This window comes from Pseudoalteromonas sp. SCQQ13, from assembly GCF_015864415.1.
GTDB lineage: Bacteria > Pseudomonadota > Gammaproteobacteria > Enterobacterales > Alteromonadaceae > Pseudoalteromonas > Pseudoalteromonas nigrifaciens.
The window spans coordinates 145,050-162,255 of sequence record NZ_JADYXG010000008.1 but is presented as its reverse complement, the minus strand read 5'-3'; the positions used below and the strand labels follow the sequence as shown (position 1 = coordinate 162,255).

General features: G+C 38.8%; 14 protein-coding genes and 2 tRNA genes. 9 read left to right on the top strand and 7 right to left on the bottom strand.

Annotation, left to right across the window (positions count from 1 at the left end):
• Positions 1 to 50: 50 nt before the first annotated feature.
• The 3 genes from I6F41_RS08680 to I6F41_RS08670 all read right to left on the bottom strand — a co-directional run bounded on the left by I6F41_RS08680 (position 51) and on the right by I6F41_RS08670 (position 3,573).
• Positions 51 to 1,292: an amidohydrolase family protein gene (locus I6F41_RS08680; protein ID WP_197108177.1), complete on the bottom strand. Its 1,242-nt coding sequence runs from the start codon at positions 1,290 to 1,292 to the stop codon at positions 51 to 53.
• A gap of 12 nt (positions 1,293 to 1,304) precedes the next feature.
• Positions 1,305 to 2,687, bottom strand: a complete 1,383-nt coding sequence (locus I6F41_RS08675; protein WP_011328405.1) for an amidohydrolase — start codon at positions 2,685 to 2,687, stop codon at positions 1,305 to 1,307.
• A 100-nt stretch (positions 2,688 to 2,787) separates the two neighbouring features.
• Positions 2,788 to 3,573 (bottom strand): hypothetical protein, encoded by a 786-nt coding sequence (locus I6F41_RS08670; protein ID WP_197108175.1) that lies wholly within the window; start codon positions 3,571 to 3,573, stop codon positions 2,788 to 2,790.
• Positions 3,574 to 3,815: 242 nt separating this feature from the next.
• On the opposite strand from I6F41_RS08670, the gene I6F41_RS08665 reads away from it, so the two are divergent.
• On the top strand, positions 3,816 to 4,178 hold the full coding sequence (locus I6F41_RS08665) for a DUF3718 domain-containing protein (protein ID WP_197108173.1): 363 nt from the start codon (positions 3,816 to 3,818) through the stop codon (positions 4,176 to 4,178).
• A gap of 68 nt (positions 4,179 to 4,246) precedes the next feature.
• On the opposite strand, the gene I6F41_RS08660 is transcribed toward I6F41_RS08665, so the two are convergent.
• On the bottom strand, positions 4,247 to 4,939 hold the full coding sequence (locus I6F41_RS08660; RefSeq protein ID WP_197108171.1) for a DUF445 domain-containing protein: 693 nt from the start codon (positions 4,937 to 4,939) through the stop codon (positions 4,247 to 4,249).
• 109 nt (positions 4,940 to 5,048) lie between these two features.
• Between I6F41_RS08660 and I6F41_RS08655 the strand changes: the two genes are divergently transcribed.
• Complete coding sequence (locus I6F41_RS08655) at positions 5,049 to 5,909, top strand: fructosamine kinase family protein (protein WP_182677530.1); 861 nt, start codon at positions 5,049 to 5,051, stop codon at positions 5,907 to 5,909.
• Positions 5,910 to 6,044: 135 nt separating this feature from the next.
• A complete protein-coding gene (locus I6F41_RS08650) occupies positions 6,045 to 6,248 on the top strand; it encodes a CPXCG motif-containing cysteine-rich protein (RefSeq protein WP_011328409.1) in 204 nt (67 codons plus the stop codon).
• Here I6F41_RS08650 and I6F41_RS08645 read toward each other — a convergent pair.
• A complete protein-coding gene (locus I6F41_RS08645) occupies positions 6,245 to 6,871 on the bottom strand; it encodes a riboflavin synthase subunit alpha (RefSeq protein ID WP_089368376.1) in 627 nt (208 codons plus the stop codon). The genes I6F41_RS08650 and I6F41_RS08645 overlap by 4 nt on opposite strands.
• Positions 6,872 to 7,042: 171 nt before the next feature.
• On the opposite strand from I6F41_RS08645, the gene I6F41_RS08640 reads away from it, so the two are divergent.
• The 5 genes from I6F41_RS08640 to I6F41_RS08620 all read left to right on the top strand — a co-directional run bounded on the left by I6F41_RS08640 (position 7,043) and on the right by I6F41_RS08620 (position 11,736).
• Positions 7,043 to 8,398, top strand: a complete 1,356-nt coding sequence (locus I6F41_RS08640; protein WP_011328411.1) for an MATE family efflux transporter — start codon at positions 7,043 to 7,045, stop codon at positions 8,396 to 8,398.
• Positions 8,376 to 9,428: a DUF3080 domain-containing protein gene (locus I6F41_RS08635; protein WP_197108169.1), complete on the top strand. Its 1,053-nt coding sequence runs from the start codon at positions 8,376 to 8,378 to the stop codon at positions 9,426 to 9,428. Before I6F41_RS08640 ends, I6F41_RS08635 begins: the two co-directional genes overlap by 23 nt.
• A gap of 114 nt (positions 9,429 to 9,542) precedes the next feature.
• A tRNA-Val gene (locus I6F41_RS08630) sits at positions 9,543 to 9,619 on the top strand.
• A gap of 119 nt (positions 9,620 to 9,738) precedes the next feature.
• Positions 9,739 to 9,815 (top strand) — tRNA-Val (locus I6F41_RS08625).
• Between the two features lie 400 nt (positions 9,816 to 10,215).
• Positions 10,216 to 11,736 (top strand): catalase, encoded by a 1,521-nt coding sequence (locus I6F41_RS08620; protein ID WP_197108167.1) that lies wholly within the window; start codon positions 10,216 to 10,218, stop codon positions 11,734 to 11,736.
• Positions 11,737 to 12,045: 309 nt separating this feature from the next.
• Here the strand turns inward: I6F41_RS08620 and I6F41_RS08615 are convergent, their stop codons facing one another.
• Positions 12,046 to 12,489, bottom strand: coding sequence for a hypothetical protein (locus I6F41_RS08615; protein ID WP_197108165.1), 444 nt, complete (start codon positions 12,487 to 12,489; stop codon positions 12,046 to 12,048).
• A 403-nt stretch (positions 12,490 to 12,892) separates the two neighbouring features.
• On the opposite strand from I6F41_RS08615, the gene I6F41_RS08610 reads away from it, so the two are divergent.
• A complete protein-coding gene (locus I6F41_RS08610; protein WP_041454459.1) occupies positions 12,893 to 13,624 on the top strand; it encodes a FadR/GntR family transcriptional regulator in 732 nt (243 codons plus the stop codon).
• Positions 13,625 to 13,689: 65 nt separating this feature from the next.
• Here I6F41_RS08610 and I6F41_RS08605 read toward each other — a convergent pair whose 3' ends face one another.
• Entirely contained in the window at positions 13,690 to 16,740 is a 3,051-nt protein-coding gene (locus I6F41_RS08605) for a TonB-dependent receptor (protein WP_197108163.1), read from the bottom strand.
• Between the last annotated feature and the right edge of the window lie 466 nt (positions 16,741 to 17,206).

The following is a 17,206-nucleotide window of genomic DNA, read 5'->3' as shown; positions in this document are numbered from 1 at the left end:
TATTAGTAGCTTTAACCTCCAATATATAGGATGTTTAGCTTAGTTTCTGATTACTTAGTATATGCGCGTGGCATACTTGACTCAGTTGTATAACGGTCACGCAGTTTATCTTGGCGAGATTGTGTAGATACCTCAACCCCATTAATAAACATTTTGCTCACGTGGCTGCTAAGCTCAAACGGATCATTGCTCCACATAACCACATCGCCCGCTTTACCTACTGCTAGGCTGCCTGCATTAATGCCAAATACATCAGCCACGTTTGCTGTAACTGCTTTTAACGCACCTTGTTGGCTCATACCATACGATACAGCATTACCCGCATCAAAACGTAGCTGGTAAACATTATGACTGGCATCGCCGCCCACTGTTAGCAGTACTTTTACGCCGGCCTTTTCAAGTAATCCTGCATTATTTAAACTCGCATTTAATGAGTCAAAACTACCTGGCAAACTATCCATAGCACTAATGATCACTGGAATGTCTGCTTTAGCTAAACGCTCTTTAACTACAACAGCATCTTGCGCACCATTAAGTACTAAGTTAATGCCAAACTGCTGCTTTACTTTAATAAGCTCAACTATATCGGCAGCGCGAGATACATTAACGATTAATGGCATTTCACCGCTAAGTACTTTAACCATTATTTTATCTTCGGCGGTTGGCTTTTTGTCATCTTTTTTAGCTTTTTTATCGGCTTTAGTTTGATGTTCATCAAGCTTATTTATAAGTGTTTGCAAAGTAAACGCACGCGAACCTTTACGGCGCTCACCTAAATTAACCACTAGTGCCACTTGTTTTTGCAGTACGCTTTCAAAGCTACCACTTAAATCAACTACACTTGCAAGGCCTGCAAAAATACTCTCGCCGCCCTGTGGGGTGATCACATCGCGTGTAATTCCGCCTTTACGTGCGTAAGGAATTAACCCCGAGTGGCCGTTAAAAGCTAAACTTGCATCAAAATCAATACCGGCTTTTTCATCGCCGCCATCGCGTGAGCCTGCAACCGCACCTACTTCAACTAAACCTAATTGGTTAATACTGGCAATAAAGCCAGGCGTTACTATTTGGCCCTTAGCATCAATAATTTTGTCGGCTTTTACAGCGCTTGGATTAATGGCAGAAATTTTGCCATCAGTCATTACAATGCTCGCGCCCTCTAATACACCTTGCTCTGTTGAGGTGTGTAATGTGGCGTTAATAATTGCCAGTGACTGCGCATTAACCGCGCCTGCTGCTAATAACCCTGCAGCAACCAGAGAAAGCGAAAACGAACGTGATAAATTTTTCATTCTGGGTGCTCCTTATTGTTGACCTAACATAAAATCACTTGTTGCCTGATACGTGCTATCGTTTCTATCGTAAACTTTTGCACCATCAACAAACACTTGCTCAGCTTTAGCGTAAACACTAAACGGGCTTTGGTTCCAAATAACCACATCGCCCTGTTTACCCGCTTCGAGTGAGCCTGTTTTATCATCAATTCCTAGTGATTTTGCCGCATTAGCGGTGATCCACTTAATTGCGTGCTGCTCCGAAATATCAAAACCATTTTGATTAGCGCGGAACATTACCTTAGCAGCCTCTTGGTTTAAGCGCTGAATAGTCGTATCTGAATCAGAATGAACTACCGCACACGAGTTTTTAACTGCATCAACAATGGCCACATTTTCTTGCACCATGTCGTAGGCTTCCATTTTAAAGCCCCACCAGTCTGGCCAAAGCGCAGCACATGAACCGTTTGCAGCTAGCATGTCGGCAATTTTATAGGCTTCTATACCATGATGAAAAGTACCCGCGTGATAATTAAATTCTTTTGAAAGGTCAATCATCATCGCCATTTCTTCTGCTTTATAGCAATGGTTATGAATGCGCACTTCGCCCTCTAACACTCCTCGCAATGTATCGTATTTAATATCGCGGGTAGGTGCTGCTGGGTTTTTACCCGCTGCATAATCGCTATCGTATTTATCCCACGCGCGTTTGTATTCTACAGTTTCGGCCCATGCCATTCTGTAACCGGCCATGTTCCCCATACGGGTTGACGGTAACGTGCCTTTGCGACCATAAACGCGTTTTGGGTTTTCGCCACACGCCATTTTTAAGCCGTACGGCGCATCTGGAAATTTCATTGCTTGCATTGTATGCGCTGGTACGTTTTTAAGTGTTACGCCGCGCCCACCAAACAAGTTAGCAGAGCCAGGTAATATTTGTAGTGAGGTAATACCGCCTTCGCGAGCACGGTTAAAGCCTGGATCTTGTGGCCAAATAGAGTGCTCTACCCATACTTCTGCTGTATTTGGGCTGGTCATTTCGTTACCGTCTTGATGCGACTCAACCGAGGGGCTTGGATATGCACCTAAATGTGAGTGAACGTCAATTATACCCGGTGTTACCCACTTGCCTTGAGCATCAATTGTGGTATCTGCTGATGCAGTTAAATCTTTGCCTACTTGTTGTACTTTACCATCAACAAGTAATACATCGGTATCATCTAAGCGCTCGCCCGTACCAGTTAATACAGTGGCATTAGTGATCAGCGTGCTTGATGTAGCAACCACTTTATAAGTACTTGGGTAAGGGTTTTTGTTTATTGTTATTTTATCGTCTTGTGGGCCGTTTTCTTGGCAACCAACAAGTGCAGTTGCTAAGCCAATAGCTAACAATGAGGGAGCAAATTTTTGCATGTTATTCGGTTCTCCTGTTTTTTTGCTACTTTAGCTAAAGCTAACTAATAAAGCTAAAAAAACAGGCCAAAAACCAATAAATTGAGATGAGTTGCTGTAATTACTTTTTTATATAATTGTTATAAAGTTTCTCTAGTGCGCCTTCGGTTGTTAACACTGGATCTTTTTCCATAAAGTGCTTAACAGTGCGAGTTACAAAATCAGAGTTTTGTTTGTGCAGCTTTGAAAAATCTTTAATTAACGTGTTGCCATCTTTAGCGGCAGTTACTTTGTCATGCCGATGACGATACTGGCTAAGTGCTTTGTTAAAATCGCCTTGATAGTCTTCAACCAATATTTTATAAAAATCACTTTTATCAACATTTAAGTCGGTAATACAGTAGCTTAGTGCCTCTTTAAAATCAGTAAATAACATGCCTTCTACGTCAAATTCTTTGGTTTTTTCCCGCACTGTGACCTTAGCCTCTTCAGTGGCGTAACTAAAGCCAGTAAATGCTAAGCGCTCTGCGGCTTCTTTACCTAGTTTCATACCCGCTTGAATGCTGTGCGCAAACTCGTCGCTCATATCACTCAGTTCACTCTCTTCCCACATATTATAAACACGCAGTGGTTTAGCGTATTTATTAGAAAGCTTTTTTTTCATTTTAGTAAAGCGCTCATCTATCGTCATTAACCTTTCGTTATGTAGTAGCGCATAGCACTCATAACATGCCGGTATTGATACAAAGTCGGCTTCTTCACCTAGGTCAATAATGCTTTGTAGCATGTGTAATGGCGGACAATGGTCGCGCTCTGTCGCTTCACAGCCACAATAAAAACATTGGTTAAAGTGCTGTTGGTCGCATGCATACGCCTGCTGATAATAACTGGCTAGCGTTTTACTCACAGTGGCTCCTTTTAATTAAACACTAAAAATTAGGGGGCGATAATAACAGTCTGAAAAAATATGTCAGCAGGAAAAATAAAAGTGTGTCAAAAAATACACTTAATTTAAGTATGCTTTCAAACACCTAAACGATAAGCCAATTTACGTACACATGCCCTTACAACTGGGATCATTGAGTTAACAGTATTTTGTTCAAATTGAGCAATACTGAACTTGCACATTCACATAATGAGGCTTAAATAATGAATACTCTAAAAGCAACTTTATACTCTAGTGTGCTATTAAGTGCAGTCTCAATAGCATCACCCGTAATGGCAACCCAGTTTATTGCTGCGGATTCAACTCCCGGTACGCAAGCATGTATGGCGGTAGCGTCAAACAAAAGGCTAACCATTAACAACACAATGAAAAGTTTACGTATAAGTAAAGCCGTCATCAGTAAAAAACTGCTATGTAATGATTTATCGGTAGGCGATTTTGTCTCGTTGTACAGTCTTAATAAATCGGTACGTTTTTTAAATATAGATATGGATACACGCACCTCAATTACCGATTTAGCAAAGGCTAAAATGCCTTCGGTGGTTATTATGGCCGGCTCTAAATAATTAATTACAGTTATATTTATTAAGCAGGTAATAATTACCTGCTTAATTATTCAATGCTAAATTTGTGGTTAAATTATTGCGGCAATAAGACCAAACAATCCACCAAACACGCCGCCCCATACAACTAACCAACCTAAGTGCTCGCGGATCATGGTTTGAATAATCTCTTTAACCATTTTAGGGGTTAGCTCATCAAGGCGCTCATCAACTAATTTAAGCACTGTATTGTGTAAACTTTCAGCACTATTACTTTGCGAAAGTGTTTGACTAACTAAGGCTTTAAAGTTATCAGTTTGAGATATTTCTCCAAGCGACAGTTGTATTTTTTCAATGAATTTTTCACGCATTGGCTCAACCGCCGCACTGCCACCAAACATAGCAAGCATGCTGCCAAACTGAGATTGCTCAATTACCTCTAGTAAACTGTCGAATGCGGGGTTTAAATCAACATTATTTATTATTGGTTCAAAGTCGATATTAGGTTGCGCTTTGCTGAGTAAGCTATTAATTTTTTGCTCTGAAAAAAACTCAGTTAAAATTAAGTTTCTTATTGCTACTTTAAAGCTTTGAAACTTTAACGCGATTACTCCCGAACCATATAAAAAAGGTACTTTTTCGAACAGCATATGAATAGCTAATAAATTAGTCACTGCTCCAGAGAGTGCAAATAAACCAACCGACAGCACAATTGCCTGATCAAATATAAAGCCGAGAACAACAAATATACCCGCTAGCAAATTGGTTATTAAACTTTTATTCATTTTTATTCCATTTCAGTGATTTATGGCATTAATTTTACAACGATTAGTTTGTTAAATTAATACCTTTTTGCCATAGTTTAAGTATCGGTTTAAAAAGCGAGCAATTGTTATGTGGAAAACAGTAAACGAGCAAATAAGCCAAGCCATACATTATGACTTTAAACATACTCATAAACAGCAACTTCAGAGCACCAACACAGACAAACTTTTTCATATAACCAATGGTACGCACAACTATTTAGTAAAAGTAGCGTTAAAAAATGAGCTTGAGCGCCTAGAAAGCGAATCGCTTGGTTTAAAGCTGCTCACAGAAAACGGGGTGTTTATAGTGCCTGATTGCATTACAACAGGTGCAAATATAGAGTTCTCGTTTATTGTTTTAGAGTGGTTAGAATTTGACAAACAACCACACCCCACATGGAACGCAATGGGAAAAGGCTTAGCAATGTTGCATCAAAAGCATCAGCAAGCCATGTTTGGTTTTGATGTAGATAATTATTTAGCCACTACAGTACAGCCTAATAGCTGGCATAAAAAGTGGTATATATTTTACGCCGAAGAGCGCATAGGCTGGCAATTACAATTATTGGCAGAAAAAGGCATTATATTTATAGAGCCAGAGCGATTAATTAATTTAGTAAAAGAGCAATTACACAGCCACCCCGTAGAGCCATCATTATTACATGGCGATTTTTGGCGTGGCAATGTAGGGTTTATAAATACAGTACCGAGTATATTTAACCCTGCCTGTTATTACGGTGACCGAGAGGTTGATATAGCCATGAGCGAGCTATTTGCACCACTGCCAGATGATTTTTACAGCGCTTATAATCAACAATATCCGTTGCTAGCAAGTTTTGAGCAACGTAAATTAATATACCAGCTTTACCCTATTTTAAACCACGCTAATATTTTTGCGGGGCATTACCTTACCCAAGCAAAACAACACATAGAAAGGTTAATAAAGTAATCCTAATAAACTAAATTAAACGCAGTAAACATTTAATCCCGACTATATTGAGCTTATACCAATAGCATTAAGTAAGTGATTTATTAGTGTAATTATATTATTGAAAGCCTACTTAATAATGTACATGGAGTGATTATGAAAAACTTTGTATCGCAACGTATTTCATGTCCGCACTGCGGGCATCATATTCATTTAGATTTAGATGCCAGCATGGGAGATCAAGACTACATAGAAGAGTGCAGCGCCTGTTGTAACCCTATTCATTTAAACATGCACATTGACCATGCTCGTAATAAACTAGAATTACATGTAGATAGCGGCGACGAACAAATATTTTAACTCTGCTGACGCAAGTAGTTCTCGACCGTATTTATTATGGTATAGGTTTGCTGATCTACCTCAATATTAAACTCATCACCTAGCTTAGCTGCATCTAAGTTTGTAATAGCGAGGGTTTCGGGAATAAGGTGCAGCCAAAAGCCCTGCTCATCAACATTACCTACAGTTAAACTTGCGCCATTTATAGCCACAAAACCTTTATACAATACATACTTTTGCCACTGCGGCGGTATGCACAATTGCATTTTATAATTACTTTGCTGTTTAACTATTTGCACCACTTTAGCCGTACAGTGAATATGGCCAGACACAATATGCCCGCCAAGTTCAGTACCAAAGGTTACTGAACGCTCATAATTAACTAAACTGCCCAGTTCAAGCTTACCTAAGTTAGTTAACTTGAGTGTTTCATCAATCACATCAAAATATACCTGCGCCATTAAATCATCATCACTTGCTAATACTTTAACAACCGTTAAACAACAGCCATTAATAGCAATACTCGCCCCTAAATTTAGTTGCTGTATATATTGCTTTTCAACCGCTATGGTTAATTGCATCACGCCATTTACTTGGTTAGCCGACACGACTCTCGCTTGGGTTTGTATAATTCCTGTAAACATATAATCTCTTAAGTTTATTACAAAATTGGGGCTGTTAAGCCTTTGCTGCTTAATAGCCTCTAGTTTAACGTATCAAGTTATAAAATCATGCACTCTTAATAATTATCTTAATGGATTGGCACCCCGCAATAGATTACAATTATGCCCTGTATTATTTCTTAGCTGTTTGTTATGACATTTAGTAATTGGGAAGCTAAACGCTTACTTTCCCTTGCCATCCCCGTTTTTTTAGCTCAGGTTACCCTTGTTTTAATGTCTGTCGTCGATACGATTATGGCAGGCCAAGTAAGCCCAACTGATTTAGCTGCTTTATCTATTGCCACTGGTATTTGGAACCCATTATTACTTGCACTGCAAGGTATTTTACTCGCTTTAACCGGTGTTATTGCACAGTTTGCGGGGGCCAACGATAAAAAAGGCATCAGCCATTATTTTCAACAAGCTTTATATTTAACTGCGCTGCTATGTATTGCTGGGTTTGGTATTGCTCAATTTGCCGATATTATTATTTTAAAACTCGACACCAGCCCTGCTATAGCAACACTTGCCAGTGATTATATTCGCTTTGTTAAATGGGGAGTGTTTGGCTTTTTAATTTTTACCGTTTACAGAAATATGACCGAAGGTATGGGCATGACCAAACCCGCTTTTTATATCAGCCTGTTAGGTTTAGCGGTTAATATTCCGGTTAACTATATTTTTATTAATGGCTTATTTGGCCTACCCGCTTATGGCGGCGCAGGCTGTGGTATTGCTACTGCATTAGTATTAACGGTAATGGCAATAGCCCAGGTTATTTATTGCCAAATGAGTAAAAAAATAGATGCTAAAGGCTTAATGACTCCATTTGAAAAACCTAATTTAACCACTATTGGCATTATCACTAAATTGGGTATTCCTATTTCATTAGCTACTTTTTTTGAAGTAACCTTATTTGCCTGCATTCCATTATTTATAGCCCATTTAGGCGCCGTAGCCGTATCTGGCCATCAAATTGCCGCCAGTGTTACCACTTTATTGTTTATGATGCCGCTCAGCCTTTCTATTGCTATAAGCATACGCATAGGTAACTTATATGGTCAAAACCATTTAAAACAACTAAAAGTTGCTGTTTCAACTAGCTATATACTGGCAGCGCTCATTGCCCTGTTTGTTGCCGTAACTACCTTTTTAGGCCGCGATTTAATAAGCCAACTGTACAGCGACAGCCCCGAAGTACTGGCACTGGCTTCATCTATCATGATTTTAGCCTGTATATATCAACTACCTGATGCACTACAAGTTGCTGCAAATGGCATATTACGTGGATTAAAATACACCGCACCTATTTCATATATTACATTTGTATCGTATTGGTTAGTTGGCTTTGCACTAGGCTATGTATTAGCCAGAACCGACTTAATCGTCCCAGCAATGGGCCCACATGGTTTTTGGTTGGGCATTATTGTTGGCTTAACACTCGCTGCTGTATTGTTAATGTACACAGTACATAGACGTTTTAAATATGAACCATCTTTGCAAGCTTAAACGGCTATTAGTAAAGCCACTGCCAATAACCTGTTTATTGGTAGTGTGCTTTATTGCATTAACCGCTTGTAGCGATAAGCCCAGTAATGCAAACCATACTTATATCCAGCGACTAGCTAACACGCTTGATTTACAGCCAGTAACACCAAAACCGCTAGTGCCACTAAGCTTAATACCATTAACTGTATTAAGTGATAGCAACACCACCTTGGGCATTATTCAACTTGCCAGTTTAAGCCACTGCAAACTTAACGTCCTCATTAGCGAGCATAATAACCAACTCGGTAAAACCGCCACAGCGGCAAGCATATTAATCTATCAAATAAAATTTATACAAAGTGCGCAGCAGTGCTTAACTTCGCTTGAAAAAGACTCTTCTATTTATAAAAAGATTTTGGCGGCAACCGAACACAAACAAAATAACTTAATGCACTACTTTAATAGCATGCTCTATAAAGAGTCCGAGCTTAATCGCATTTGGCAACTGAGCTCGCGAGAGCTTTCAATAACCCCAGCAGGCTTTAGCGACACAGTAAATGCCGTAACAAAGCTGGTAAATATTAAACAACAAATAACCAAGCAGCAGTTTGCACAAATAAACTCCGAGCATTTATTTGCCGCACTAGAGCAGCTTAATAAATACCAGTTTAACCAGCAGCTAATTCAATCAGTAAGAACGCAAATAGCCCTAAATAACAGTGCTACCCAATTTATAAACACCATAAATATTAGCCAGCTATGCCAAGCAGGTAAAAATAATAACCAAGCGCAAATTGTAAATAATATCTTTAAAAAATATTACTTAGGACAAGTGCAACCTTACCAAGCACAGCTCGCCGGCTACTTAGAAATCCTGCAACCGCTATATCAACAACTTTGGTATAAAACAGCAATCACCAGCAAACCAATTAATAATTTACTCCAGCCCAATGCAAACAGTAACTTATTGAACCAACTAAAATACTCAGCTAAAAACCATGTACTTTGGTGGCAAAAATTTTATAAAACGTGTGAAATCAGCCCAATATGAATAAAAAAACGGCAAATAAACGCAAAAACTATAAAGCTGCTTGATCCAACTCCCATCACGCTATATATTAGCGCCCGTGCTACCTAGTTAGCACTTAGCTTAAATTAAAGTAATACGACTGTAGCTCAGTTGGTTAGAGCACTACCTTGACATGGTAGGGGTCGGTGGTTCGAATCCACTCAGTCGTACCAACATTTAAGAAAAAGTATAATTGAAGGAAAGAGCACTACCTACTCTTGATCACCCGGTCCAAGAGTCAGTGATTCAATTCATTCAGTCGTACCAACATTTAAGAATCCTAAAAAATTGTACGACCGTAGCTCAGCTGGTTAGAGCGCTACCTTGACATGGTAGAGGTCGGTGGTTCGAATCCACTCGGTCGTACCAATTCAAAGTAATGAGAACATCTAAAAAGAACACTCCCAACTCTTGCTCACCTACTCTAAAGCTCTACGGTTAAAACCAACTCAATCACACCAGCTAACTCTTTCATTTTAAGCAGTTAAATACCCCAAGTAGTTTATCTAATTCTTAATACTTAAGCATAATTACTAAAAGTATAAACTTTGGCTGCAACTAAAGCTTTGTTTAATGATAATTTGATTTGCATGTTTCGCTATCGAAGATAAGCCTATTCTAAAAGCCTTTTTATAAAACTTTAAATACCATTTTTTACAGGGATCTACCTCGGCTAATTCTCGTACTATACTATTTGGGCTATTAGTATAGTATTGAGTGATCAGTGTATTTTGTTTTCATTCTAAATAATCATTAAAGGAGCAATTGTATGAGTGATAAAAGATGTCCTTTTGACCATACCCCTCTCACCACTAACAGCGGTGCGCCTGTTGTTGATAACCAAAATAGTATGACCGCTGGTAAGCGTGGGCCATTACTTGCTCAAGACGTTTGGCTAAATGAAAAGCTGGCAAATTTTGTACGCGAAGTTATTCCAGAGCGCCGTATGCATGCAAAGGGTTCTGGCGCGTTTGGCACATTTACTGTTACTAACGACATTAGTAAGTATTCTTGTGCAAAAATATTCAGCGAAGTTGGTAAAAAAACCGAAATGTTTGCTCGATTTAGTACGGTTGCTGGTGAACGTGGCGCTGCTGATGCTGAACGTGATATTCGTGGGTTTGCATTAAAGTTTTATACCGAAGAAGGCAATTGGGATATGGTGGGTAATAATACCCCTGTATTCTTTTTGCGCGATCCTCTTAAATTCCCAGATTTGAATAAAGCGGTAAAGCGCGATCCTCGTACTAATATGCGCTCTGCAACTAACAATTGGGACTTTTGGACTTTATTACCTGAAGCGCTCCATCAAGTAACAGTTGTAATGAGTGATCGTGGTATACCTGCCTCGTATAGACATATGCATGGTTTTGGCTCACACACCTATAGTTTGTGGAATGAAGCCGGTGAGCGCTTTTGGGTGAAATTTCATTTTCGTACACAGCAAGGTATTAAAAACTTAACCGATGCAGAAGCTGCTGAAATAGTTGCTATGGATCGTGAAAGTAATCAAAAAGATTTATTTGAATCGATTGAGCGCGGCGACTTCCCTAAATGGAAAATGTATGTGCAAATTATGCCTGAAGCCGAAGCTGATAACGTGCCGTATCACCCTTTTGATTTAACTAAAGTATGGCCTAAAGGTGATTACCCACTGATTGAAGTAGGTGAGTATGAGTTAAATAAAAACGCTGATAACTACTTTGCTGACGTAGAGCAAGCTGCTTTTGCACCGAGTAATTTAGTACCTGGAATTGGTGTATCACCAGATAAAATGCTACAAGCCCGTTTAATTAACTACGCTGATGCACAGCGCTACCGTGTAGGCGTGAATCATAATCAAGTGCCGGTAAATCAACCTCGCTGCCCTGTTAATAGCAATGCGCGCGATGGACAAGGCCGTGTTGATGGTAACTATGGCGCAAGGCCACACTACGAACCTAATAGCTTTGGCCAGTGGCAAGAGCAGTCACAATATGTTGAGCCGCCACTTAAAATTAATGGCGATGCTAAACATTACGACTTCCGTGAAGACGATAGCGACTACTTTAGCCAACCACGCGCTCTTTTTAACTTAATGAATGATGAGCAAACACAAGCGCTATTTAGTAATACGGCGGCACAAATGGGTGATACCTATGACTTTATTAAATATCGTCATATTCGTAACTGTAATCAGTGCGATCCTGCCTATGGTGAAGGTGTTGCTAAAGCCCTTGGAATGACGGTTGCTGATGCCATAAAAGCACGTGAAACAGACCCTGCAAAACATTTACCTGGCTGCTTATAAACTATTAGTTATATCTAAATTTTGATATTACAGCTAGAAACACAGTTTTAATAAGCAAGGATGCTTTGTAATATTTGCTGCCCTTAAAGGGCAAATGATTTTATTGGCTTAATAGTGTAACCCGGTCTATTTGTGAGTTTTATGCTAAAACGCAGTTATTGCTAGCTGGCTTTTCTAACAAAAAGCCAGCTAATTACAGCAGTAATAAATGTAGTTAACCTTAGTCTGTGGTTTAATTTATATAACCCATTTAAATAATGCACTTGTATATTCTCCCTTATACCAGTTCCACTACATAATTAACCTTCTCTATTCATGACAGCTAATCATAAAAAACTCAAAACCGTTTTGCTGCTCGCTTAAGTCTTGATTAAAGCCAGCCGACACATATAAAAAACCATCATCTGCTACAAGCTGTTTAAGCTTATTTACACTATCAGAAAAAGCATCCATAAAATTAGTCTCGGAGTTTTCAAGCAACTTTTTATGCCCAAATAAAGCCTTTGGTGTGTACTGATTTGATTTAACAAATTCAGTTAACGTATCTTGATTAGAAAAGGTTTTAAAACCATGTTTACACTCGGCTAAAAATGCTAATAAATCTGTAAAGTCAACTTCAACAAATGTTGACTCTTTCATTACCCGAATAAAGGTTAAAATTAAATCATTTGAAAAAGTATCACCAAACTGACTTTTAATTGACTCTGTTATGTCATTTTTAACTTCAAGCGGGAACGCTTTATAACTTTTCATACTAAACTCCTTTTATTGATATATTTAACTTATGTATTTAAATACGCCATGTATTTAATCGCCAAATTTTTAATTGCTTATAAATGCACTTTTAAAATGTTGAATAGGCTACCTCAAACCACAGCATTATGCCTTAGATTTATTTGTAAATAAGATTGATTAATAAATGCGTTTTTGTTTGCAATAATACGCTAGGTATTTATCAATAGAGAAATGTATATCAATACCTTACATGAAAAGTGAAGCCAATTTGACAAGCTTCTTGAAGGGAGTTATCTTACCAATTAGTATTATAAAATTACCAATTAACTTACGATTACAAAGTAGGCGTAAAGTAGCCTTATTAATTTTCTATTGTGGCAACATTATGAATTTACAACAATTTAAATCAGAGGATATGAAAATGAAAAGGCGCAGACGTTTTTGGACAATTGTTGAAAAATTAGAAACCGCGATAGATCAAGGCATTTACCCTGTGGGTACACGGTTACCAGCAGAGCGTGAGTTAGCCGAAATTCACCAAGTAAGCCGCCCAACTATACGCGAGGCAATTATTGCACTTGAAGTCAGAGAGCGCGTTGAAGTAAAAACGGGTTCTGGTGTTTTTGTTACTGACACTAAAAAGTCAGAAAGCTTCGCTAAACCAATAAGTGCATTTGAGCTAACTCAAGCCCGTGCTTTGGTTGAAGCAGAGGCTGCAGCACTGTCTGCCGCAACGATACAAAGTGAAGAGTTAGCGTTGTTAAAACAAACACTTGATGACATGCGCATTGCCGAAACTGCGAATGCAGCCGATCAACGTTTTCATGAAATTATCGCGCAATCAACCCGTAATAACGCTATTGTTTTAACAATTAATAATCTTTGGAAGTTGAGATTAACCGAACCTGAAATTATCTCGGCTCATGAAGATGTTTGTTCGCAAAGTAACGAGCAACGAATACAAGAACACACTGCTATATACGAAGCAATTGCATCGCATGACTCATCAGCAGCAAGAAAAGCAATGCATAACCACTTTAACCGATTAATTAACGCATTATTTGCAGCGAGTGAAGCTAAAGCGCTTGAAGAGATAAAGCGTAAAACAGATGAAACCCGTGGATTGTATTCTATTACCCATTTAACCCACTAAATTAGTGTGTTCACCAAATAAAAAAGGCTCTAAATTAGAGCCTTTTTTGTGTTAGTTGCTTTAATTTAGAACTTAAAGCTCATACCCAAGAATAAGCGTGGGCCGTAGTCGTTCACTTCACCTAAGTTCCCCTCAACAAAGAAGTCTTGTGATTTAGGTGCACTAAATAAGTTAATTGCCTCTGCTTTAATTCTAATGTGCTCATTAATTTTATAAGATGCGCGCATTTCCCACACCCCTACCCCGTCTACATAACGTAAGCGAGTACCATTAGATGTGTAAGGTTGGAAGTATTCGCTACGGTATTTGTAAATAACCGCGGTATCAAATCCACCAATTTGGTAGTACAACTGGCTACTAAATACATGCTTTGAAAAGCCAGGTACTGAAGCTGGTGGAATAATACCTGCTTGCAGTTGAGTTGAATTTCCATCTACATCAGTTTCATACGTGTCGCCGTATAAACTATCTTGGAACTCAAAATCAGTGTCGGCAAAGTTATAACCAAACTTCATACCAATTCCGTTATCCCAGCGATATGAAAATGAGGCTTCAAGGCCTAATATTTCGCTATCTTCGTCAGAGGTAACAGAGTTAGTAATGGGTAAAGATACTGTTTCACCGCCCACAATAAAGTCTTCAATAACTGTTTGCTGTTGAAAACCGCCTTGGAACTGTTTGTAGTAAAGGCTTAACGCAAAAATTGAGTCTTCATTTGGGTACCATTCAAAAGCGGCATCGTAGTTCCACGACATAAGTGGTTGAGTATTTGGGTTACCAGAACCATTTACGCCTACTAGTAAATCACTAATTGATGTTGCAGTACCTTCTTTATCTTCTTCAAATGTACGGCTGTAACCTAAATTTGATGGATCAGCACGCGACATACCACGGTATATACCCGCGCGAAGTAAAATATCTTCACTGTAATCAATAACTAAGTTAAAGCTTGGTAAGTATTTAGTGTAATCACCACCACTTTGTATTCTATCTAATGAGCCTGAACTTGATTCAACAAGAGAAAGCACACCTGTGTCACTAGTTACTATATCAAAGCTATTTCTAAAACCAATCGACGTAACTTCTGTATCTACAATACGAAGACCAAAGTTACCGCGAATAAACTTACCAAACATTTCAGTATCATAATTAGCCATTAAATATACTGATGTTGTTTTTTCGGTTACATCTATTGTACCTGTATTTTCGTACTCAACATCGGGGTAAGCAAACTGCCCGTCTACGTTAGAGCCGGCAACTGCTTGAGAAAAACAAACGTTATCGTAGGTTGCCCATGATGAGCCTGTACCAGTGCCTATTGCATTACCATCAGCATCTATATTGGTTACAATATTGCCATCAGATACGCCTGATAAAAAACCTGATTCAGGGAAGTCGATTTGACATCCTTGTAGCACATTAAGCGCATCAGTGCCTGAATCTAACGTAAATTCGTTTCTTGAACCATTACCTTGGCTGCCACCAAATTGCACAAAGCTCAATTCTGATGTTCTAATGCCGCCCTTAATACTAGTAAAAACATTACCCTCGAGTAAGTAATCAAAATCTAGTCGAGCTGACATAACTTCGTTCTCACGAACGTTTTCACGATCTAACCGTGTTCTTAAGCTATCTGTAAAGTTTGAAATATCGGTAACATCAAAGTCTGTTAACGTAAAGTGAGGTATTTCTGTGCCCATATCCCAGGTAAAGAATTTTTGGCTTGAAGTCCTACCGCGGTTAGATATTTGCAGCTCTTCTCGTTCAGTTTTTGAATAGGCTAAATCTAAGTCAACTGTTAATCTATCGGTAACAGTATGTTCAATGTTTATGCCGTAGCCTTGGTAGTTTTCTTCACGAGAAAATTGCTCACCCGCCGACTCTATGCGCTCTTCACCTTCCCAATGCAAAATACCACCTACATCATTGGTAACCAATGTAGGGCCTGTTATACCTGGTGTAGCACGTTTTTGTAAAAAGATTAGATCGTGACGCGCTTCTTGTTGTGTTCTATCTGATATTTGCGTATCAATGTTAATATCCCACGCAGCCGATGGCTGGTACTGTAATGCAAAAAACACCGCATCACGCTCATCAGACGTTTCGTTTTGACGAAAGCTGCGGCTACTGCCAGTCCAAGCATATGGAGTACCGTCACTTTCTGCTTTACCTGTTTGCGAGTCTATTTTGGTTTGATAACCTTGATTTTTTAATTTATCGCCCGCTACTTGGTCTTCACAGTCGTCTGCTTTACTGCGATAAAATCCCTCATTGGTATTGTTAGGATCGTTTATACAAGCCCATAATGATGAACCCGATGGGCTAGAGCTTCTATATTCAGCTTCTGGTTGGCTAATATCTTGGCGCTGCACACCAAACGACACACCAACGGCTTGGCCATTGTCAAATTCAAACTGATCTACATAACTAAACGTACCGCGATAGCCCATATCACTTTGTAGTGAGTTATCTACGTTACCTTCATCTGGGTTGTAATTTAATTTAACTTCGCCAGATATACTTTGCTTACCAAAATCGAGCGGAGTAATGGTTTCAAGTGCAATTACACCTGCTACCCCACCTTCTATCATTGATGCGTCTTGGGTTTTATATATGGCTACTTTTTTTACCAGCTCAGATGGAAACTGTGAAAAGTTAACTGAGCGATCACCACTACCATTAGTCGCTTCACGGCCATTAATATGTGTTGCACTTAAGAAAGGGCCAAGACCACGAATAGTTATTTCTGTTGCACCGCCATTTTCACGATGAGAGGCAGCTCCAGTAATAGATTCAAGTGCTTCACCGATAGATAACGCCGGTAAATCACCAATGTCTTCTGATGAAAGGCCATCGACCACAGTAGTTGATTCGCGTTTAATTGCTATTTGGTCTTGTATAGTTCTACGAGTACCTGTAACACTAATAACTTCAACGTCTTCTTTTGCTTGAGTATTTTCAACGGCTTCCTGTCCATTTGCGGAAAATACAAATGAGCCTAATACACCTGTAATAACGCTGTTTTTAATTAATTTAGCTACTGGGCTAAGTTTAAATCGATTACGAACTTGTTTGTACGCTTCAACATTATTTATATGTTTTTTGTTCAACGCCATTACAAATTCTCCTTTCTAGTTGTGTGTGAAGTGTGTTGCTAGCCGTTTATTTGTGTAAATGAACTAAGGCAGCTATTTTTTGTTAAAGGACTTTTATTACTGCGTTTATTATTAGGTGTGGTTTTTTCTTTAACGCTAAAAATTTGTAAATCAATTTTTCACGCTACAAACCCACTTACATTACCAAATAAAAACCTATACATTACCAATTCGTATAAATAAAACCCTACGCTGTTAACCAGCTTGGTCATATAACCATAATAAAATAACTTTTGCCACTAAAAACAATCAAAAAAAGAACAATTAATTCACAAAAGAATAACGAAACAAGCTTAAAACGCCCACAAACAACTTACCAGCAAGGGCCTCTTGTTATTACCAATTTATTGCCCTGTATCGGTATTTACTTGAGGCTATTAATTTAAGTAAGGCTTTTAAGTGTGATTTATTAAGGTATGAGTAATTA